Origin of the sequence: Streptomyces olivaceoviridis (genome assembly GCF_014650115.1) — a bacterium.
GTDB lineage: Bacteria > Actinomycetota > Actinomycetes > Streptomycetales > Streptomycetaceae > Streptomyces > Streptomyces olivaceoviridis.
The window spans coordinates 67585-87803 of record NZ_BMUI01000026.1 but is presented as its reverse complement, the minus strand read 5'-3'; the positions used below and the strand labels follow the sequence as shown (position 1 = coordinate 87803).

Annotated in this window: 16 protein-coding genes, 1 tRNA gene and 2 pseudogenes; 8 read left to right on the top strand and 11 right to left on the bottom strand. The window is 72.1% G+C overall.

From position 1 onward, the window contains the following. Window positions 1-157: 157 nt before the first annotated feature. From rho to IE273_RS34500, 7 genes and pseudogenes are all read right to left on the bottom strand, one after another. Window positions 158-2170 (bottom strand): transcription termination factor Rho, encoded by a 2013-nt coding sequence (gene rho, locus IE273_RS34535; protein ID WP_189819067.1) that lies wholly within the window; start codon window positions 2168-2170, stop codon window positions 158-160. A gap of 421 nt (window positions 2171-2591) precedes the next feature. After that, window positions 2592-3509 carry a homoserine kinase gene (thrB, locus tag IE273_RS34530; protein WP_189819066.1) on the bottom strand — a complete coding sequence of 306 codons (918 nt, stop codon included), beginning with the start codon at window positions 3507-3509 and terminating at the stop codon, window positions 2592-2594. A gap of 378 nt (window positions 3510-3887) precedes the next feature. After that, entirely contained in the window at window positions 3888-4946 is a 1059-nt protein-coding gene (gene thrC / locus IE273_RS34525; RefSeq protein WP_189819065.1) for a threonine synthase, read from the bottom strand. A gap of 6 nt (window positions 4947-4952) precedes the next feature. Next, entirely contained in the window at window positions 4953-6242 is a 1290-nt protein-coding gene (locus tag IE273_RS34520; protein WP_041665996.1) for a homoserine dehydrogenase, read from the bottom strand. 159 nt (window positions 6243-6401) lie between these two features. Continuing rightward, window positions 6402-7793, bottom strand: coding sequence for a diaminopimelate decarboxylase (lysA, locus tag IE273_RS34515; RefSeq protein ID WP_189819064.1), 1392 nt, complete (start codon window positions 7791-7793; stop codon window positions 6402-6404). Between the two features lie 53 nt (window positions 7794-7846). Further along, entirely contained in the window at window positions 7847-9160 is a 1314-nt protein-coding gene (nrtL, locus tag IE273_RS34510; RefSeq protein ID WP_189819063.1) for an ArgS-related anticodon-binding protein NrtL, read from the bottom strand. A gap of 506 nt (window positions 9161-9666) precedes the next feature. Further along, a pseudogene (locus IE273_RS34500) lies at window positions 9667-10185 on the bottom strand (response regulator); the annotation flags it as partial. 111 nt (window positions 10186-10296) lie between these two features. On the opposite strand from IE273_RS34500, the gene IE273_RS34495 reads away from it, so the two are divergent. Then, a tRNA-Arg gene (locus IE273_RS34495) sits at window positions 10297-10368 on the top strand. 221 nt (window positions 10369-10589) lie between these two features. Here the strand turns inward: IE273_RS34495 and IE273_RS34490 are convergent. After that, window positions 10590-11012, bottom strand: coding sequence for a hypothetical protein (locus IE273_RS34490; protein ID WP_189819062.1), 423 nt, complete (start codon window positions 11010-11012; stop codon window positions 10590-10592). A 133-nt stretch (window positions 11013-11145) separates the two neighbouring features. Next, window positions 11146-11307: pseudogene (locus IE273_RS44050) on the bottom strand (ATP-binding protein); the annotation flags it as partial. A 150-nt stretch (window positions 11308-11457) separates the two neighbouring features. On the opposite strand from IE273_RS44050, the gene IE273_RS34485 reads away from it, so the two are divergent. Both IE273_RS34485 and IE273_RS34480 read left to right on the top strand, forming a co-directional pair. Next, complete coding sequence (locus IE273_RS34485; protein WP_229887839.1) at window positions 11458-11958, top strand: hypothetical protein; 501 nt, start codon at window positions 11458-11460, stop codon at window positions 11956-11958. Between the two features lie 202 nt (window positions 11959-12160). Further along, entirely contained in the window at window positions 12161-12631 is a 471-nt protein-coding gene (locus IE273_RS34480) for a GNAT family N-acetyltransferase (protein ID WP_229887838.1), read from the top strand. Window positions 12632-12851: 220 nt separating this feature from the next. On the opposite strand, the gene ku is transcribed toward IE273_RS34480, so the two are convergent. Next, on the bottom strand, window positions 12852-13907 hold the full coding sequence (gene ku / locus IE273_RS34475) for a non-homologous end joining protein Ku (protein ID WP_189819061.1): 1056 nt from the start codon (window positions 13905-13907) through the stop codon (window positions 12852-12854). Window positions 13908-13961: 54 nt separating this feature from the next. Here ku and ligD point away from each other — a divergent pair, with 54 nt between their 5' ends. After that, complete coding sequence (ligD, locus tag IE273_RS34470) at window positions 13962-14849, top strand: non-homologous end-joining DNA ligase (protein ID WP_189819060.1); 888 nt, start codon at window positions 13962-13964, stop codon at window positions 14847-14849. Window positions 14850-15235: 386 nt separating this feature from the next. Here ligD and IE273_RS34465 read toward each other — a convergent pair whose 3' ends face one another. Then, on the bottom strand, window positions 15236-16039 hold the full coding sequence (locus IE273_RS34465) for a nuclease-related domain-containing protein (RefSeq protein ID WP_189819059.1): 804 nt from the start codon (window positions 16037-16039) through the stop codon (window positions 15236-15238). Between the two features lie 100 nt (window positions 16040-16139). Here IE273_RS34465 and IE273_RS34460 point away from each other — a divergent pair, with 100 nt between their 5' ends. The 4 genes from IE273_RS34460 to IE273_RS34445 all read left to right on the top strand — a co-directional run bounded on the left by IE273_RS34460 (window position 16140) and on the right by IE273_RS34445 (window position 20219). Then, window positions 16140-16646, top strand: coding sequence for a protein-tyrosine phosphatase family protein (locus IE273_RS34460; protein ID WP_189819058.1), 507 nt, complete (start codon window positions 16140-16142; stop codon window positions 16644-16646). Window positions 16647-16737: 91 nt separating this feature from the next. After that, a complete protein-coding gene (locus IE273_RS34455; RefSeq protein ID WP_189819057.1) occupies window positions 16738-17463 on the top strand; it encodes a hypothetical protein in 726 nt (241 codons plus the stop codon). Beyond that, window positions 17463-18707 carry an ATP-binding protein gene (locus IE273_RS34450; protein WP_189819056.1) on the top strand — a complete coding sequence of 415 codons (1245 nt, stop codon included), beginning with the start codon at window positions 17463-17465 and terminating at the stop codon, window positions 18705-18707. The genes IE273_RS34455 and IE273_RS34450 overlap by 1 nt, the downstream gene beginning before the upstream one ends. Before the next feature lie 150 nt (window positions 18708-18857). Then, window positions 18858-20219 carry an FtsW/RodA/SpoVE family cell cycle protein gene (locus tag IE273_RS34445; RefSeq protein ID WP_189819055.1) on the top strand — a complete coding sequence of 454 codons (1362 nt, stop codon included), beginning with the start codon at window positions 18858-18860 and terminating at the stop codon, window positions 20217-20219.

Here is a 20219-nt window from a genome sequence, read left to right as displayed (position 1 = left end):
CTCACCTGCGGGTTCGAGGCCGGAGATCGTCCGCCCGGAAACCGGCGCCCACCGGGACCCTTGTGGCAAAGATCTCGCTTGCGGCCCCCATGCCAGAGGCCCGCCCCCGTCACGGTGGACGGGGGCGGGCCTCTGTTCTGTTCCCTGGGACGAACCGTCAGTCGCCGTTGCCGGGCGTCGGCGTCGTCTTCTGGATCTGCATCAGGAACTCGACGTTCGACTTGGTCTGCTTCATCTTGTCGAGAAGCAGCTCGATCGCCTGCTGCTGGTCCAGCGCGTGCAGCACCCGGCGCAGCTTCCAGACGATGCCCAGCTCCTCGGCGCCGAGCAGGATCTCTTCCTTACGGGTGCCGGACGCGTCGACGTCCACCGCCGGGAAGATGCGCTTGTCGGCGAGCTTCCGGTCGAGCTTGAGCTCCATGTTGCCGGTGCCCTTGAACTCCTCGAAGATCACCTCGTCCATGCGGGACCCGGTGTCCACGAGAGCCGTGGCCAGGATGGTCAGCGAGCCGCCGTCCTCGATGTTGCGCGCCGCACCGAAGAACCGCTTCGGCGGGTAGAGCGCGGTCGAGTCGACACCACCGGACAGGATGCGGCCGGAGGCGGGCGCCGCCAGGTTGTAGGCGCGGCCCAGACGCGTGATCGAGTCGAGCAGCACGACCACGTCGTGGCCCAGCTCCACCAGTCGCTTGGCCCGCTCGATGGCCAGCTCGGCGACGGTCGTGTGGTCCTCGGCCGGACGGTCGAAGGTCGAGGAGATGACCTCGCCCTTGACCGACCGCTGCATGTCGGTGACCTCTTCCGGACGCTCGTCGACGAGGACGACCATCAGGTGGCACTCGGGGTTGTTGTGCGTGATCGCGTTGGCGATCGCCTGCATGATCATGGTCTTACCGGTCTTCGGCGGGGCCACGATCAGACCGCGCTGGCCCTTACCGATCGGCGAGACCAGGTCGATGATCCGGGTGGTGAGCACACCCGGGTCGGTCTCCAGGCGGAGCCGGTCCTGCGGGTAGAGCGGGGTCAGCTTGTTGAACTCCGGGCGGCCACGGCCGTGTTCGGGCGCCATGCCGTTGACGGAGTCCAGGCGGACCAGCGCGTTGAACTTCTCGCGGCGCTCGCCCTCCTTCGGCTGGCGGACGGCACCGGTGACGTGGTCGCCCTTGCGCAGGCCGTTCTTGCGGACCTGGGCGAGGGAGACGTACACGTCGTTCGGGCCGGGCAGGTAGCCGGAGGTCCGGATGAAGGCGTAGTTGTCGAGGATGTCCAGGATGCCCGCGACCGGGATCAGGACGTCGTCCTCGGCGAGCTGCGGCTCGGCGATCTCGTCACGGCCACGGCGGCCACGGCGGTCGCGGTAGCGGCCACGACGGCCGCGACGGCCGCCCTCGAAGTCGTCGTCGTCCTGCGGACCGGTGTTGCGGTCCTGACGGCCGCCGCCCTGCTGCTGGCCCTGCTGCTGCCGGTCCTGGCGGTCCTGCCGGTCCTGCCGACCGCCGCCCTGGCCCTGCTGGTCGTCGCCCTTGTTGCGGCGGTCGCGGTCCCGGCCGCGCTCGCGGCGGTCGCGGCGGCCACGGCCATCGCCGTCGGCGTCGCCCCTGGCCTCGCCCTGCGGCTGCGCGGACGTCTCGGCCCTGGGCTCGCCCTTGGCCTCGGCGGCGACGGTCTCGGCGCCGCCCGCGGCCGGGCTGCCCGCCTCGGCGGTGGCGCGACGGCGACGGCGCTCGGCCGGGGCGTCGTCGGAGGCCGGCTGGCCGGGGATCTCGATCTGCTGCTGGGCCACGGCCTTCTCGGCGGGGGCCTCGGTCTTGGCCTCCGCCTTCTTCGCCGTGCTCTCGCCGTTCTCGGCGGACTCGCCGGTGCGGGCCTTGGAGGTGGCCCGGCGCTTCGGCTTGGTCTCGGTGGCGGTGTCGGCCTTGGCGGCGGGGGCACCCCCGGCGGCCTGCGCCTCCTTGATGACCTCGATCAGCTGGCTCTTGCGCATCCGCGCGGTGCCCCTGATCCCGAGGCCCGAGGCAACCTGCTGCAGCTCGGCCAGCACCATGCCCTCAAGGCCGGTACCGCGGCGCCGCCGGGAGCCGGCACCGGTGGCAGGCGCGGAGGCGTCCGTGGCGGGCGCGGCAGCGGTCTCCTCGACACGTGCGCCCATCAGATCGGTGGTGTCGCTCACGAAGGGTCCTTCCCTGGAGCGGACGTCGGCCTGTCTGGCTCGGCGACCGGTTGTGCTGTCCGGCTACGGTCCTGTCTTCTGTGGACCGTGCCGGGGCGGTGGTCCGCCAAAGCGGCGGAAGAAATGTGCGGTGATGGCGCTTCCGCGAGCCGTGGCACCCAGTGTCACGTGGCGTGGTAGCACCGATTCCGAAGCTCCCCCGGAGGGGGTACCCTCACCGGCGGCCCGCTCAGTGCTCGCATACGACGTACTGCCCAGGTACGACGCAAGGAACACGGAGTGGCGCGGGAGGTTCCCGGAAGAATGTCTGTCCCGGACGGGGACACGAGGCACCTCGCCATGGTGGGGTCGGGTGCAGACTTGAGATTAACACTACCGGATCCAACAAACATTCCCCCTCTCCAAATCCGGCAACCGTGTGTCAGGTCGCAAGCGGCAGCACGCTCGCTCCCTGGACGTCCAGGTCCAGCCGGTTGGCGGCCCATCCCTCACCCGCGAGGTGGGAGACCTTGTCGGCACTGTCCGCGTCGGCGAGCGCCATGACGGTGGGCCCGGCGCCCGAGATGACGGCCGGGATGCCGTCGGCCCGCAGCCGCTCCACCAGCGCGGCGCTCTCCGGCATGGCCGGCGCGCGGTACTCCTGGTGCAGACGGTCCTCGGTGGCGGGCAGCAGCAGCTCGGGGCGCCTGGTCAGGGCCTCGACGAGCAGGGCGGCGCGGCCCGCGTTGGCGGCGGCGTCGACGTGCGGCACGGAGCGCGGGAGCAGACCGCGCGCGGTCTCGGTCAGGACCGGCTTCCCGGGCACGAAAACCACCGGAACGATGGAATGGTGCGGCTGCATCCTGATGGCCCGGGCGGCACCGGCCTCCATCCAGGACAGGGTGAAGCCGCCGAGCAGACAGGCGGCCACGTTGTCCGGGTGGCCTTCGATCTCGGTGGCCAGCTCCAGCAGCGCCGCGTCGTCCAGACGGGCCTCGCCGCCTATGGTCACCGCGCGGGCGGCGACGATGCCGGCGCAGATGGCGGCGGAGGAGGAGCCGAGGCCCCGGCCGTGCGGGATGCGGTTGGCGCAGACGATCTCCAGGCCCCGGGGCTGCCCGCCCAGCAGGTCGAAGGCGGTGCGCAGGGAGCGGACGAGGAGGTGGCTCTCGTCCCGCGGCAGGGTCTCGCTGCCCTCTCCCGCGATGTCGATGTGCAGCCCGGAGTCGGCCACCCGGACGACCACGTCGTCGTACAGCCCCAGCGCGAGGCCCAGGGCGTCGAAGCCCGGACCGAGGTTGGCGCTGGTGGCGGGAACGCGCACCCGGACGGCGGCGGCGCGGAACGCTGGACCGGCCATCGCTCGTTGACTCTCCTTGAGCTGCGTGACTGTCGAAGACATTCGATACGTACGGGAGACCCTCAGGCCGCGCGGCCGGCGCGGCGCCGCCCATGTGCGAGGGCATGTGCCACGGGCGGGGTTCGGTACAGCCTATCGAAGGAAGGTTCTGTGGCGACATAGGGCGCACAGGAGGCGCACGATGCGTGTCGTATGCCCTCTGTGCACCCTGTCAGGGATTTCCCGGACCCCGAGCGCCCGGACCCGGCGCTCGGGCTCGGGCGCCGGTGCGCTCGGGCTCAGGCACCTCGGTGCTCCGGCTCGGGCACCCGGGCCCTCAAGCCCCGGTCCGGGCTCCGGCTCCGGTTGGTTCCGGCTCCCGGCTCCGGCTCCCGGCGCTCAGGCCAGGCCGAGGCGCTCGGCCGCGGTGGCCGCGTCGACCGGGACGGTGACCGGCTGCGGGGCACCGGCGACGGCCCAGTCGGGGTCCTTCAGGCCGTTGCCGGTGACGGTGCACACGATGCGCTGGCCCGGGTCCACCTTGCCCTGCTCGGCGGCCTTGAGCAGACCGGCCACGGAGGCGGCGGAGGCGGGCTCCACGAAGACGCCCTCCTGCGCGGCCAACAGGCGGTAGGCGCGCAGGATCTCACGGTCCGTCACCTCGTCGATGGCACCGCCGGACTCGTCCCGCGCGGCCAGGGCGTGGTTCCAGGACGCGGGGTTGCCGATGCGGATGGCGGTGGCGATGGTCGACGGGTCCTTGACGACCTCGCCCCGCACGATCGGGGCACTGCCGGACGCCTGGAAGCCCCACATACGAGGAGTCCTGCCGGAGACGCCGTCGGCGGCGTACTCCTTGTAACCCTTCCAGTAGGCCGTGATGTTGCCCGCGTTGCCGACCGGCAGGACGTGGATGTCGGGCGCGTCGCCGAGCATGTCCACGATCTCGAAGGCAGCCGTCTTCTGGCCCTCGATGCGCACCGGGTTGACCGAATTCACCAGCGCCACGGGGTAGTTCTCGCTCAGCGCGCGCGCCAGGGTGAGGCAGTCGTCGAAGTTGCCGTCGACCTGGAGGATCTTCGCGCCGTGCACGAGGGCCTGGCCCATCTTGCCGAGGGCGATCTTGCCCTGCGGCACGAGCACGGCGGAGACCATGCCGGCCCGCACGGCGTACGCGGCGGCGGAGGCGGACGTGTTGCCCGTGGAGGCGCAGATGACGGCCTTCGCCCCCTCCTCCTTGGCCTTGCTGATGGCCATGGTCATACCGCGGTCCTTGAAGGACCCGGTGGGGTTGGCTCCCTCCACCTTCAGGTGGACCTCACAGCCCGTGCGCTCGGAGAGCACCTGCGCGGGCACGAGGGGCGTGCCGCCCTCACGGAGCGTCACGACCGGCGTGGTGTCGGAAACCGGCAGCCTGTCCCGGTACTCCTCGATGATTCCGCGCCACTGGTGGGTCATTGCTGGTTACTCTCCTTCAACCCGCATGATGCTGGCGACACCCCGCACGGTGTCGAGCTTGCGCAGTGCCTCGACGGTCCCGGAGAGGGAGGCGTCGAAGGCCCGGTGGGTGACGACGACGAGGGAGGCCTCGCCGTCCTTGCCCTGCTGCCGAACGGTGTCGATCGACACGCCGTGCTCGGCGAAGACGGTGGCGACCTGGGCGAGCACGCCCGGTTTGTCGGCCACGTCAAGGCTGATGTGGTACCGGGTGACGACGTCGCCCATCGGGGAGACGGTCAGGTCGGCGTACGCCGACTCGCCCGGCCCGGTGGCGCCGTTCAGCCGGTTGCGGCAGACGGCGACCAGGTCGCCGAGCACGGCCGAGGCGGTGGGCGAACCGCCGGCGCCCGGGCCGTAGAACATCAGCTGCCCAGCGGCGTCGCTCTCCACGAAGACGGCGTTGTAGGCGCCGCGCACGGAGGCGAGCGGGTGGCTGAGCGGGATCATCGCGGGGTGCACGCGCGCGGTGACGGACGTACCGTCCGCGGACCGCTCGCAGATGGCGAGCAGCTTGATGGTGCAGCCCATCTCCTTGGCGGAGCGGAAGTCGGCGGCGGTGACCTCGGTCATGCCCTCGCGGTAGACGTCGTCGAGGCGCACGCGCGTGTGGAAGGCGATCCCGGCGAGGATGGCGGCCTTGGCGGCGGCGTCGAACCCTTCGACGTCGGCGGTCGGGTCGGCCTCGGCGTACCCGAGGGCGGTGGCCTCGTCGAGGGCCTCCTGGTACCCGGCGCCGGTCGAGTCCATCTTGTCGAGGATGAAGTTGGTCGTGCCGTTGACGATGCCGAGCACGCGGTTGACCTTGTCACCGGCGAGGGACTCGCGCAGCGGGCGGATCAGCGGGATGGCACCGGCGACGGCGGCCTCGTAGTAGAGGTCGCGGCCGTGCGCCCCGGCGGCGGCGTGCAGGGCGGCCCCGTCCTGGGCGAGCAGGGCCTTGTTGGCGGAGACGACGGAGGCGCCGTGCTCGAAGGCGGTGGTGATGAGGGACCGGGCGGGCTCGATCCCGCCGATGACCTCGACCACCACGTCGATGTCGCCGCGTTTGACGAGGGCGGTGGCGTCGGTGGTGACGAGGGAGGGGTCGATGCCCTCACGCACCTTGGCGGGCCGCCGTACGGCCACGCCCGCGAGCTCCACGGGCGCCCCGATCCTCGCGGCGAGGTCGTCGGCGTGCGTCGTCATGATGCGCGCCACCTCTGAGCCGACCACTCCACAGCCCAGCAGCGCCACCTTCAGCGGACGCGTACGCATCATCCGACCTCGTTTCCTCTTACCGTCTACGGTTGGACCAGTCTCACTCACCGGACGGGAGTTTCTACCCTTCGTCCGGATCGTGAGACATCTATTTCATTTGTACGAGACCGCAAGACCGCAGATCTTCCGGCCCCTGCCACGGGGCGGCCGTCCGGGTCACCCGACGTCGAGACGCAGGAGGTCCTCCTCCGTCTCCCGGCGGACGATCACCCGCGCCTCGCCGTCCCGCACGGCGACGACGGGCGGGCGCAGCACGTGGTTGTAGTTGCTGGCCATGGACCGGCAGTACGCCCCCGTGGCCGGTACGGCGATCAGGTCGCCCGGCGCCAGGTCCGAGGGCAGGAACGCGTCCTTGACCACGATGTCCCCGCTCTCGCAGTGCTTGCCGACGACACGGGCCAGCATCGGCTCGGCGTCGGACGCGCGGGACACGAGGGCGACGCTGTACTCGGCGTCGTACAGCGCGGTCCGGATGTTGTCCGACATGCCGCCGTCGACGGAGACGTACGTGCGCAGCCCGTCGAGCGGCTTGACCGTGCCGACCTCGTACAGCGTGAAGGCGGTCGGGCCGACGATGGCGCGCCCGGGCTCGACGGAGATCCGGGGCGTGCGCAGCCGGGCGGCCTCGCACTCCCGCGTGACGATCTCGGTGAGCGCCTTGGCGATCTCGTGCGGCTCCCGGGGGTCGTCGTCGCTGGTGTAGGCGATCCCGAGCCCGCCCCCCAGGTCGATCTCCGGCAGTTCGACCCCGTGCTCGTCCCGGATGTCCTTGAGCAGCCCGACGACACGGTGGGCGGCGACCTCGAAGCCCGACATGTCGAAGATCTGCGACCCGATGTGGGAGTGGATCCCGATCAGCTCCAGCCCGTCGAGCTGAAGGGCCCGCCGTACGGCCTCGGCGGCCTGCCCCCCGGCGAGCGGAATCCCGAACTTCTGGTCCTCGTGGGCGGTGGCGATGAACTCGTGGGTGTGCGCCTCGACTCCCACGGTGATCCGGATCTGGACCTTCTGCCGCTTGCCGAGCGACTGCGCGACATGGGCGACCCGCACGATCTCCTGGAAGGAGTCGAGCACGATCCGCCCGACACCGGCCTCGACGGCCCGGGTGATCTCCGCGACGGACTTGTTGTTGCCGTGGAAGGCGATGCGCTCGGCGGGCATCCCGGCGGACAGCGCGGTGGCCAGCTCGCCACCGGAACACACGTCCAGGTTGAGGCCCTCCTCGTTCAGCCACCGCACGACGGCCCGGGAGAGGAAGGCCTTCCCGGCGTAGAAGACATCGGCGTCCGGCCCGAACGCGGTGCGCCAGGCACGCGCGCGGGACCGGAAGTCGGCCTCGTCGAGGACGTAGGCGGGGGTGCCGAACTCCTCGGCGAGCCGGCTGACCGGGATCCCGCCGACGGTGACCACGCCGTCGTCGCCGCGCGTGACGGTCTGGGCCCACACCTTCTGGTCCAGGACGTTGAGGTCGGCGGGCGGCGCGGAGTAGTGCCCCTCGGGCAGGACGTCGGCGTGGCGGGGCCCGGCGGGGTGGGCGGAACGGCTCATGACGTGACTCTCAGACTCTCTGTCTCTCTCCGGGGCGCGTCTGCTCGCGCGCCTCAGAGGTGTTCGGGTGCGTCGATGCCGAGCAGGGACAGGCCGCCGGCCAGCACCGTCCCGGCAGCTTCGGCGAGGGCCAGCCGGGCGCGGTGGGCGGCCGAGGGTTTCTCCTCGCCGACGGGAAGCACGCAGGGCAACAGAGGCAGCACGGCATCGGCGACGGTGACGAGATGCCGGGCAAGCCGATCCGGGGCACGACGGGTGGCGGCCACGGCGAGGATGCGGGGGTGGGCGGCTAGGGGGGTGAGGAGGGGGGTGGGGGTGTCCGGGTGCGGGCGGAGGGGGGTGGGGCTTGCGGATGTGGGGATGGGGGTGTCCGCGTGCGGGCCGAGGGGGATGGCGTCGGCGGGGGTGGGGGGTACGGAGGGGGCGGTGCCGGTGTTCAGGGGGTTGAGGGGGCCGGGGCCGGGGCCGGCGTGCGCGGGGCCGTGGCTGACGAGGGGGCTGGCATCGGCGTGCGCGAGAGTGCCGAGGAGGCTGTGGCCACCGGCGCTCGCGCAGGTCCCGAAGGGGTCGCCGGCGGCCTCCGCGGAAACGCCCGGACGGCGTCCACCACTCCGCGCATAGGTGCCGGAGATCCCGGCGCCGGGCTGCGGGACGAGTCCGATCGGGCCGGGCTCGGCGGAGAAGCCGAGGCGGGCGGCGTTGCGGCTGAGGGCACGGATGCGGGCGTGGGCGTACCGCACGCGGAACAGCGGATTGCTCTCCCGCTGGATCAGGTGATCGGCGGTGATCCGGGGCCGGTCGTGCGGGGCGGGGTGGAGGAGGGCCCACCGGGCGGCGTCGGGCCCGAGCGGGGCGGGGTCCTCCGGCGCGGGCACGGGCCGCAGATTGACGGGCTCGCCGTGCTCGACGGTGGCGCGCCCGCCCTGGGTGTCCACGAGGCGTACGACGGCGTCGGCGACGACCTCGGCCCGCACCTCGTACGGCACGCGGAGCGCGACGACCTGTCCGGCGAGGGCGTCTCCGTAGCCGTACCGGGTGCCCTTCTCCCGGATCTCCCGGACCAGCCCGGCGACGGGATCGACCTGCTCGTCGAGGCTGATGTTGAGGAACCCGGGCCCGGTGACGACGACGTCCCGGACGCCCTCGGTCCCGGCGAGCCGGGCGCGCAGGATCTCGGCGACCCGCAGCGCCGGCTGCCCGGCCGGCCGGGCGAGCTGGAGCGCGATGGTGGTGGCGAAGTCCCCGCACCCTCCGGGCCCCGGCTCGGTCACCACGGCCCGCTCGGGCACGGTCACGCTCAGCTCCCCGTCATCGACAGCGCGACGCACCGCGTGCAGCACGGTGCGGGAGAGCTCGACGGGGGTCACGGGACAAGCGTAGGGGAGGAAGGGGGTGGGTATGCGAGGCGGTTATCACTACCCGGTCACCCCCACCCCCGGCCGACCTACCCTCCGAAGGGCCTCCCACCCGGCACACCGTCGGAGAGACCACCGTCCCGGGAGCCGCGACCGTCGAGCAGCGCGGGATCCGTGACGCTCCTGGAATCCTCGGAGGGCGCGGGACGAGGGGGGACTGGGTGAGTGGGGGTGACGCCTTGGGCGGGAGCGACTCCGTGAGCGTAGGTGGTGTCGTGAGCGAAGGCGGCTCCACGAGTGGAGGGGCCGTCGGGGGCAGAGGGGGCGTCGGGAGCGGTTGCGGCTAGATGAGCGGAGGGGACGTCGGGAGCGGAAGCGGCTCCATGAGCAGGAGAGCCCCCATCACGATCGACCTCTCCCTCACCACCCCCACCCCGATCTCCGCCACCGGGACTTCCCGCACCGGACCTTCCCTCACCGGGACTTCCGTCACCCGGGCTTCCCGCACTGGGACCACCCCCACGGCGATCTCCCCCGGAGCCCCCAAATCCCCCAGGCCACCCAGGCCCCCCAGACCCCACAAGACCTTCATGCCCCCCAGGCCCGATCCGCCGCTCCATGAGCTGCTTCACGAGCCGTACGAGCTCAGCCGGCTCGAAGGGCTTGGCGAGGAAGGCGTCCACGCCGACATCGAGGCCGGTCTCGACCTCGTACTGCGAACACGCGCTGATGATGGCGAGGGGCAGGTGGTGCGTACGGGGATCGGCCCGGAGGCGGGCGGCGGTGCGGAGCCCGTCCAGCCGGGGCATGACGACGTCGAGCGTCACGACGTCGGGCCGCACCTCGTGCACCACGTCCAGACACTCGGCACCATCGGCCGCGGTCACGACCTCAAGCCCTTCCAGTTCGAGGTTGACCCTGATCAGCTGCCGGATGACCTTGTTGTCGTCCACAACAAGCACCCGACCCGAAGCGCCTGGCACAAGTCGAGAGTAGGTCCGGACCGGCCACCGCGTCCGGGTTTTCCCCACTTCCACCCCGTACAGGGGACCCGCCGACCCCCACCCGGGGAAACGGGTTCCTGATCACCCCGCCGGACCTGCTAATGTTCTACCCGTCGCCGCAAGCGAGAGCTAAGCGCCCGACACGCCCCCGTAGCTCAGGGGATAGAGCAACGGCCTCCGGAGCCGTGTGCGCAGGTTCGAATCCTGCCGGGGGCACCCTGCATGAGGTGCCCAAAGACCCCGTCACCAGCGGAAACGCTGAGGCCGGGGTCTTCGCGTATGTGCAGGCATATGCCGCTCGGAGCGGGCGTATGACGGGGTCTGTGGACGAGGCGTGGACGGGATCTTGGAGCGTTCTCCCAGGTGAGCCCGCAAAACGATATGGCCCCGGACCCGGGACAGGTGTGGGGCCACAGCGCAAGGCGGTACCGACTCCCCTAGTCGGCGGTGACCCCCCAGTAGGCGATCTGCGCGGGCCTGCCGTCGCGGTAGAGCACTGTGCAGTTCCCCCGGGCGCGGCGTGGGAAATCCAACCGCTCGGAGTCGAGCGCGGCGTCCCACTCCTCGTAGGTGGGCCGACCGTGAGGAGCCCACGCTCGCACCTCGTCATCGGTCAGCGGCCGCATGAACGGACCGTCATCGGTGTCCGCGGCCTCGATCATGAGAGGGAAGTCCAATACGGAGCCCGTACCGCCGGTGAAGATGTACTCGTGCCACTCCGGGTCGCGCCACAGTTCCTCGACGGACCGCCCCTCGAAGCCGTGGTTGTCCCGCGCCAGCTCGTCTTCCTGCTCCTGCCGGAACGCGGCCGCCAGATCACGCTGATAAGGGCCCGTATGTGTCCATGCGTTGCCACCCATCCGCGTCCCCTCTCCACTCGAACTGCTTGTTCAAGAGCGGAGCGTAAGAGACGGCACTGACAGGGCACCCCGCCCCGACGACGGTCACACCCTGGAAACCACCCACAGGCCCCGCAGGAAGGCCGGCAGCAGCTCGCCCGTGTGCGTCATCGGCGTCCGGCCGGCGCAGGCGAACGTTCGCCGGGAATCCGGGGTTGTGCACCTCTACGCGCAGCGAGGTGCCGTCCTTGAACCACTCCACCCGTACGCACCATTGCTCGTCGGACCACCCGTAGAGGATCGCGCCGGTCACCACAGCTCAGTCCTCACCGTTGCCCGAGGCTCGCGGGTTGCGCTGTAGGAGTCGCACCGCTTCGCAACAGCACTGACCCAGTGGCCCGGCGCACGGGTTCGTCCTCGGAACGCATCTGGTGCCGCCGTTACGGCATGGCCCAAGCTGGCCCGCATGGATTGGTTGCCACTGCTCTCCACCCTGGTCGGGGCCGCGATCGGTATCGTCGCTCCTCTCATCGCCGATCGGAATCGGTGGAAGCGCGAGGATGCCAAAGAAGCCGTTCGGCTGCGGCTCGACGTCTACACGCAGTACACGACCACCGTGAAGGTCCTCGGTGAGACCCTGCGGGCCCTCGCCAAGCGCGAGTACCCGTCCGACGGCGAGCGGGCACTCGCGCTGCGGGAAGCCTTTCGGGAGTCCGGCATAGCCATCGCTTCGGAACGGATGTGGCTCATCGCGCCCCAACCCGTCGTGAAGGCCTCCAACAGTGTGTTCCACTGCCTTCGGAGCATCTGTGACGGCTACGTCGACGGCACCGCCGCCGGCAGTCCCGAGGACCGCGCTCGCTGGGAGGCACGCGGCAAAGCAGCCGCCGAGACGCGCAAGCTCATGCGTGAAGACCTCGGCGTCGGCCCGCTCACCGAACGCCACAGCCCCTTGCTCGACGACTAGAACTACCCCACGGCACAGTGACCTGCTTCTGCCCAGGTCAGAGCAGTTGTCCCGGAGCGGCCACCGCTCGGCGTGCCGGTCCCGCTCCGGATTCGCGGCCTCGCATACGCTGCCAGGGCGTCCGACCTGACGTCCTCGCCAGTGCGTGCACACGACCCCCCGGCCGGGCCGATGCGAGGAGCAGCCAAGGAAGGGGTGTGGCATGAGGCCTCCAGGCGTGCACCTGCGGGAGATCACCGACGACAACCGTGATGCCGTTCGTGCCCTCCGCGTCCGGCGTGATCAGAAGCAGTTCGTCGCCTCCGTGTCCAAGTCGCTCAAGCAGGCGGCACAGCATCCGGAGGCCAATCCCTGGTACCGCGCCGTGTACGTCGGCGACGAGCCGGTCGGCTTCGTGATGCTGTCGTGGAAGCCGCCGGCGGGTCCTTACGAAGGGCGGCACTTCATCTGGCGCCTCCTCGTCGACAAGCGGCACCAGCGGCGGGGGATCGGCCGGGAGACTCTCACACAGATCGCCGCCCTGGTTCGCGCGGACGGCGCCACCGAACTGCTGACCAGCTACGATCCCGGCGACGGTGAACCGTGGCCCTTCTACCAGAAGTTCGGGTTCGAGCCCACCGGGGACATCGACGATGGCGAGATCGTTCTGCGGCTCACCTTCCCCGCTCAGTAAGCCCGCACGGGAAGGCGCAGCAAGTTGGCGCGTGCGTACCTCGGTCTAATCGTTGGGCCCTGCCGCCCTGGTGTGCGGGTCTGACGAGGGGCGACATCTGGTCAGGTAGGCGATGCTGGCGCAACCCTGGGCAACTGAGAGACCGGCGCGAGGGCCGAGCCGTTGGGTGTGCCGAGGGTGCGGGAACCGCGCGGTCAGCCCTCACGGGCCCGCGCATCCCTCACGCCGTCCTCTTCCGTGACGCCGTCTTCTTCGTCGTCGCCTTCTTCGCCGCCGCGCTCTTCCCGGTCCCCGTGCTCTTCGCGGAAGCCGTGCTCTTGGCGCTCGCCGCCCTCTTCGTTCCCTCCGCCGTCTTGGCCGTCGACTTGCGGGCGGGTGCCGCCTTCTTCGCGGCGGCCGTCTTCTTCGTCGACGTCGACTTCTTGCCCTCCGTCTCCTTCGGCTCGGCCCGGCCCTGGCGCAGGGGTCTGACCTCGGCCTCCTCGCCGGGGGGCGGGGTGCCGCGGGACTCGCGGGCCGCTCGGACGCTGCTCTCCAGCGCGGCCATCAGGTCCAGCACCTTGCCGCCGGTGGCGGGCTCCGGGGTCTCGGGCGGGGCCTCGCCGGAGGCCTTCGCGGCGATGACCTCCTCCAGCGCCTCCCGGTACTCGTCGTGCAGGTCCTCCAGGTCGACCTCGCCGAGGGTGTCCATCAGGGCGTCGGCGAGGTCGAGTTCCTTGTCGCGGATGGTGACGGCGGTGTCGGGGGCGACGCCCTCCGGGGACCGGACCTCGTCCGGCCAGAGCAGGCCGTGCATGGCGATGGCGTCGCCGACCACGCGGAGCATGCCGAGGCGTTCCCGGCCGCGCAGGGCGTACTTGGCGATGGCGACCTTGTTGCTGCGTTTGAGGGCCTCGCGCAGGAGGGTGTACGGCTTGGCGGCGGGGGCTCCGCCGGCGGCCAGGTAGTAGGCCGCGCCCATCTGGAGCGGGTCGATCCGCTCGGCCGGGACGAAGGCGACGATGTCGATGGTGCGGGCGGTCGGGATCGGGAGGTGGGAGAGGTCCTCGTCGGTGATCGGGATGATCGAGCCGTCGGCGTCCTCGTACGCCTTGCCGATCTCGCCCTGGCTGACCTCGCGGTCCTCCAGTTCGCACACCTTGCGGTAGCGGATGCGGCCGTTGTCCTCGGTGTGGATCTGCCGGAAGGAGATGGCGTGGCTCTCCGTGGCGTTCACCAGCTTGATCGGGATGCTGACCAGCCCGAAGGAGATGGCGCCGTTCCATATCGATCGCACGTGCCGCACCCTTCCCTTTGCCGAATCTTCCGGTTCGTCTGGGATTGTCATCCTATGACGCCTATCACAGAGGTGGAGGGGCGCCGGGTCGCGCTCAGCAACCTGGAGAAGGTGCTGTATCCGGAGACCGGCTTCACCAAAGGGGAGCTGCTGCACTACTACGCGACCACCGCCACGGCCCTGCTGCCGCACCTGCGCGACCGGGCGGTGTCCTTCCTGCGCTATCCGGACGGGCCCGAAGGGCAGCTCTTCTTCACGAAGAACGTGCCGCCGGGTACGCCCGAGTGGGTCACGACGGCCGAGGTCCCGCGGTCGTCGGCGGACAGCCCGGCCCGGATGGTCGTGGTGCAGGACCTGCCGAGCCTGGTCTGGGCGGCGAACCTCGTCACCGAGTTCCACACCCACCAGTGGCTGGTGCGGTCCCCGCAGGAGGCGGACCGGCTGGTCTTCGACCTCGATCCGGGCGCGCCCGCGACGATCGTGCACTGCTGCGAGGTCGCCCTGTGGCTGCGGGAGCGGCTCGCGGCGGACGGGATCATGGCGTACCCGAAGACGGCGGGGTCGAAGGGGCTGCATCTGCTGGCGGCGGTGCGCGGGAGTTCCTCCGAGGGGACCTCCGAGTACGCGAAGGCGCTGGCGGTGGAGGCCGAGCGGGCGATGCCCCGGCTGGTGGTGCACCGGATGACGAAGAGCCTGCGGCCGGGGAAGGTGTTCGTCGACTGGAGCCAGAACGCGGCGCGCAAGACCACGGCCACCCCGTACACCGTGCGCGCCCGCCGCCTCCCCCTGGTGTCCGCGCCGGTGACCTGGGAGGAGGTGGCCGACTGCCGGAGCCCCGGGCAGCTGGAGATCCACGCGGAGGACATGGCGCCGCGCTTGCAGGACCACGGGGACCTGATGGAGCCGTTGCTGGACCGGCGGTCGGCGGCCCCGTTGCCGTAACGGCACGCCAGCCCGTGCGGGCCGCCCCCGCCGGAGATCCCGGGCCATCCGTGCAGCGCTTCCACGTCCCCCGGCGTGAGCACCCCGCCCAGCCGGGCCAGGCCCGCCGGCCCCATGTCCGCCAGGACCCGCACCCCACGCGGGCCACCCTCACTACAGCCAGCGCCTCCACGCCCCCGGCATAGGCACCCCGGCCCGCCGGCCCCGCGTCCGCCATGATCCGCACCCCACGCCGGCCGCCCTCACTACAGCCAGCGCCTCCACGCCCCCGGCATAGGCACCCCGACCCGCCGGCCCCGCGCCCACCATGACCCGCACCCCCCGCGGGCCGCCCTCACTCAGCCGGCGCCTCCACGCCCCCGGCTCAGGGGCCCCACCCAGCGTCGCTACAGCCTCCCCCACGTCTTCCGGTCCCGGGCCATCCCGTGCAGCGCCTCCACGTCCCCCGGCTTGAGCACCCCGCCCAGCCGGGCCAGGCCCGCCAGCTCCGTGTCCGTCATGATCCGCAGGCCGCGCGGCCGGGCCGTCACGGTCACCTCGGACGGGCCGACGAGGGCCAGCAGCGGGCGGACCTCGGCGGTCAGGGCGTAGGAGGCGCGGTCGGCGTCGGCGCGCAGCCGGCGCAGCAGCGGGTCGGCCTCGCGGCGGCCCAGGGTGACCATGGGGTCGGCGACCAGGACCCGGCTCTTGCGGGCGTACAGGGCGTGGACGGCGTACAGACCGCCAGGGCCGATCACCAGGTGGTGGATGCGGTCGCCGCCGGGCAGGGGGAGGGAGTGCAGGGTGTGCCAGCCGGCCCCCTCCAGGCCGTCCAGGGCCTCGCCGACGGTCTGCTCGGCGGTCAGGGCGCGCCGGCGCGGGTCGGGGCGCAGCCGGTGGACGGGGCCGGGGTCGCGGTCGAGGGCGACGAGCAGGGCCTCGCCGGGGCGGTTGGGGGCCAGGTCGTCGTCCGGGTGCAGGGTCAGCCGGGCGAGTTCGGCGGGGGTCGGGACCGGGGGCGGGCCTATGGTCACCGGGCCGGTCAGGAAGGGCTTCAGGGCGTGGAGCACATCGTCCCTGCTGTCCTCGCCGAGCAGGTTGACCCGGCCTGTCTCACGGTCGTACCAGGCGATATTGCTGCCGTCCTCGCGGCAGACGTACAGCCGCTCCCGGCCGTGCCGGAAGGCCGGCACCACGCGCAGTCCGCTCATCCGCCATCACCCCTCGACCATGGGAACAGGCGGGGTGCTCCCGGGGCAAGACCGGTTACCGTGGAGGGCGGCCCGGTGAGGGGGAGTTGGGGAGGCGCCGTTGCGGACCCGCGGAAAGCAGCCCGACGTACCGGCTCCGGACAGCCCGTGGAGCGAGATCGTGCCCGGCCTGTGGATGGGCGGGCACGAGTTCCGGGGCCGGTCCGGACGCCTGGAGTTCGCCGTCGTCCATGACGAGTTCGACGTGGTGCAGTCGTTGCTGCGGCTGCCGGGGTACGGCCCTGATCCGGGCGTGGAGCACCATGTGTGGCCGATCCCGGACGGTCCGCTGGACGGGACGCAGCTCGCCGGGGTGATCCGGCTGGCGCGCGCGGCGAACGAGGCGCTGGACGCCGGCCGCCGGGTGCTCGTGCGCTGTTACCACGGGTACAACCGCTCGGGGCTGGTGATCGCGCACGCCCTGGCGCAGCGCGGTGACTCCGCCGACCAGGCGATCCAGCTGATCCGGGCCCGGCGCTCGGCCTGGGCGCTGCACAACGAGCTGTTCGTGGAGTACCTGCGGGCGGGGCTGACGACCGCGCGGCTGCTGGAGGAGCTGGCCGAGTAGCCTCGCCGGGCGCCGGGCACGACCAGCCGGTCCCCTGCCCCGCTGCCGACCCCCGAAGCAGCGCAAGGCTCATTTCCGTCAGAATGTGACCATGCCAGTCCGCCGTCCCGCGCGCACCGCCCTCGCCGTGGCCGCCGTCGCCCTGCTCTCGGTGACCGCGGCGGCCTGCGGGGACACCGGTGAGCTGCGCGGCGCCGGGCCGACCCCCACCGCCGTCAGCCCCGCCAAGCTCTGGCCCGATCTGCGCCCGGCGTCCAGCCCGGCCTACCCGTACGACGTGGCGACCCGGGCGACCGTGCGGGGCGTCGCGGTCCCCGGTGACGACATCCGCGCGGTCGACCCGGTGGACGTCGTGGAGGCGGAGCTGAAGGCGCACCCCGACGACTACGGGTCGAAGGGCGCCTACCACGGGACCGTGGACCGGATGAAGGAGTGCGGGCCGGGCGGGGACCGGGCCCGGTGCCCGCTGCTGAAGCCGTACTACCGGGACCTCACCGGGGACGGCCGGGCCGATCTGACGCTCGGCTTCCGGCTGTACCCGACCAACCAGACGGCCGTACGGGTCTACACCGTCGAGCGGCACAGGCTGGTGCAGGTGCTGGCGGACAACGACGCGATCATCGGGGTGGAGCTGGCCGGCCGGGCGCTGATCGAACGCTCGCCGGCCGACATCTCCGGCTACGAGTACCGCACCACCTGGCTGTGGGACCCGGGGCAGCGCGCGATGGTGTTCTCCCGCGACGAGTACCTGCACGTCGGCGACGGCAGGCACAGCAAGACGCCGTCCCCGTCGCCCTCTCCCGCGCAGAGCCCGTGATGAGGCTCGCGCTCCCCCAGTGGGCCGGGACCCTCGCCGTCAAGGCCGCCGCGTTCATCACGGTGATGTGCTGCGCGCTGGCCGCGCTGCTCGGCGTGCTGGTGCATGTGTCGGTGCGGAACCAGACCGTCGGCCAGGCCCGTGACCTGGCGCTGTCCCGGCTCGCGGACGCCACCGAGGCGTACGAGGCCGGGGACACGTTGCTGCCGGGCGCCGGCGTGGACCCGCAGGGGCTGCCGGCGTCGCTGCGGACGCTGGCGCTGGCCGGGAAGCGCGGCACGATGGTCGCCTCGCACCAGGGGCGCCCGACCATGTGGGCGGCGGGACCGGCGGCCGGACACCGGGCGCTGGCCGTGGAGGTCGACTACTCGCAGCAGTCCCGCACCATCGCCGGTCTCGACCAGTCGATCCTGTGGTCGTCGGGGCTGGCGATCGGCGCGACCGTGCTGGTCGGCGTGTTCGCGGTGACCCGGGTGACCCGGCGGCTGCACGGCACCGCGCGGGTGGCCCGGCGGATCAGCGCGGGTGACCTGGACGCCCGGGTGGACGACCCCCGGACGAAGGACCCGACCCGCCCGCAGGACGAGGTGGCGGCGGTGGCCGCGGCACTGGACTCGATGGCGGCGAGCTTGCAGGGCAAGCTGCTGAGCGAGCAGCGATTCACCGCGGATGTCGCGCACGAGCTGCGCACTCCGCTGACGGGGCTGCACGCGGCGGCGGAGTTGTTGCCTCCGGGGCGGCCGACGGAGCTGGTCCGGGACCGGGTGGCGGCGCTGCGCACGCTGACCGAGGACCTGCTGGAGATCTCGCGGCTGGACACCGGGCGGGAGCGGCTGGAGGTCGACACGGAGGAGCTGGGCGCGCTGGTCGGGCGGGTGGTGCGGGCGTCCGGTACGGAGACGGAGGTGCGGATCCTGCGGGACGCGCGGGTGGAGACCGACCGGCGGCGGCTGGAGCGGGTGCTGGGGAACCTGGTGGCCAACGCGCACAGGCACGGGGCGCCTCCGGTGGTGCTGACCGTGGACGGGCCCGTGGTGACCGTGCGGGATCACGGGGGCGGGTATCCGGGGTACCTCGTCGCGCACGGGCCGCAGCGGTTCCGTACGGAGGGCGGTGCCACGGGGCACGGGCTGGGGCTCACCATCGCGGTGGGGCAGGCGGAGGTGCTGGGGGCGCGGCTCTCCTTCGCCAACGCGGTGGACGGGGGCGCGGTGGCGACGTTGACGTTGCCCGTGGCCGAGTAGAGCTCGGGGCCGCCGGTGGTTTCCGGGCCTCCGCCGTGTGTGGTTGCTCGCGCACGCGACGGAGCCGCATGTCGACGCGGCCCCGCGCTCCTTCGGGGGCGCGGCCCCGCCCTCCCCACACAAGACGCCCCATTTAGGTAGGTTCCGGGCATGACGAAGGCCGGAACCACCCTGGCGGCGGCTCCCGCTCCCGCGCGTGCCGTGCGCCTCACCCGGCGCCGGGGCGTCGAGCTGTCCCTGCTCGTGCTGGCCGTCCTGCTGTCCGTGTACGGCTACTGCGCGGTGGGGCTGGCGCGGGCCGGTACCGTGCCGCCCGGTGCCGTCGGTTACGGCGCCGGGCTCGGCGTGCTCGCCCTGTTCGCCCATGTCGCGGTCCGTGTCCGGGCGCCGTACGCCGATCCGCTGCCGCTGCCCATCGGCGTGCTGCTCAACGGGCTCGGGCTGGTCCTGATCTACCGGCTGGACCTGGAGACACCGGGTGACCGGGCGGCCCCTACGCAGCTGGTGTGGTCCACGCTGGGGGTGGGTCTGTTCATCGCCGTCGTGCTGGTGCTGCGCGACCACCGGGTGCTCCAGCGGTACGCGTACGTCTGTGTGGTGGCCGCCCTGGTGCTGCTGGCGCTGCCGATCCTGTTCCCGCCGGTCAACGGGGCCCGGATCTGGATCCGGATCGCCGGGTTCTCCATCCAGCCGGGCGAGTTCGCGAAGGTGCTGCTCGCGGTGTTCTTCGCCGCCTACCTGGCCGCCAACCGCAGCGCGCTCGCGTACACCGGGCGCCGGCTGTGGCGGTTGCAGTTCCCGACCGGGCGGGTGCTCGGGCCGATCCTGACGATCTGGCTGGTGAGCGTGGGCGTGCTGGTGCTGGAGCGGGACCTCGGGACCTCGCTGCTGTTCTTCGGGCTGTTCGTGGTGCTGCTGTACGTGGCGACCGGGCGGACCGGCTGGATCGCGGTCGGGCTGCTGCTGGCCGTGCTCGGCGCGTTCGCCGTGGGGCGCCTGGAACCGCATGTGGGCGCGCGGATCGAGGACTGGCTGCACCCGTTCGCCACCATCGAGGCCGGGCAGGGTCCCAACCAGCTCTCCCAGTCGCTGTTCGCCTTCGCCGCCGGCGGGTTCCTCGGCACCGGGCTCGGGCTCGGCCACTCCATCCTGATCGGCTTCGCCGCCAAGTCGGACTTCATCCTGGCGACCGCCGGCGAGGAGCTGGGCCTGGCGGGTCTGGCGGGGATCGTGCTGCTGTACGCCCTGCTGGTGGAGCGCGGCTACCGGGCGGGGCTGGCGCTGCGCGAGCCGTTCGGCCGGCTGCTCGCGGTCGGGCTCGCCTCGATCGTGGCGTTGCAGGTGTTCGTGATCGCGGGCGGGGTCACCGGGCTGATCCCGCTGACCGGCATGGCGATGCCGTTCCTCGCCCAGGGCGGCTCGTCGGTGGTCACCAACTGGGCGATCGTGGCGCTGCTGGTCCGGGTGAGCGATTCGGCGCGCAGCCAGTACGACGGCCGGGAGGCGCGGTGA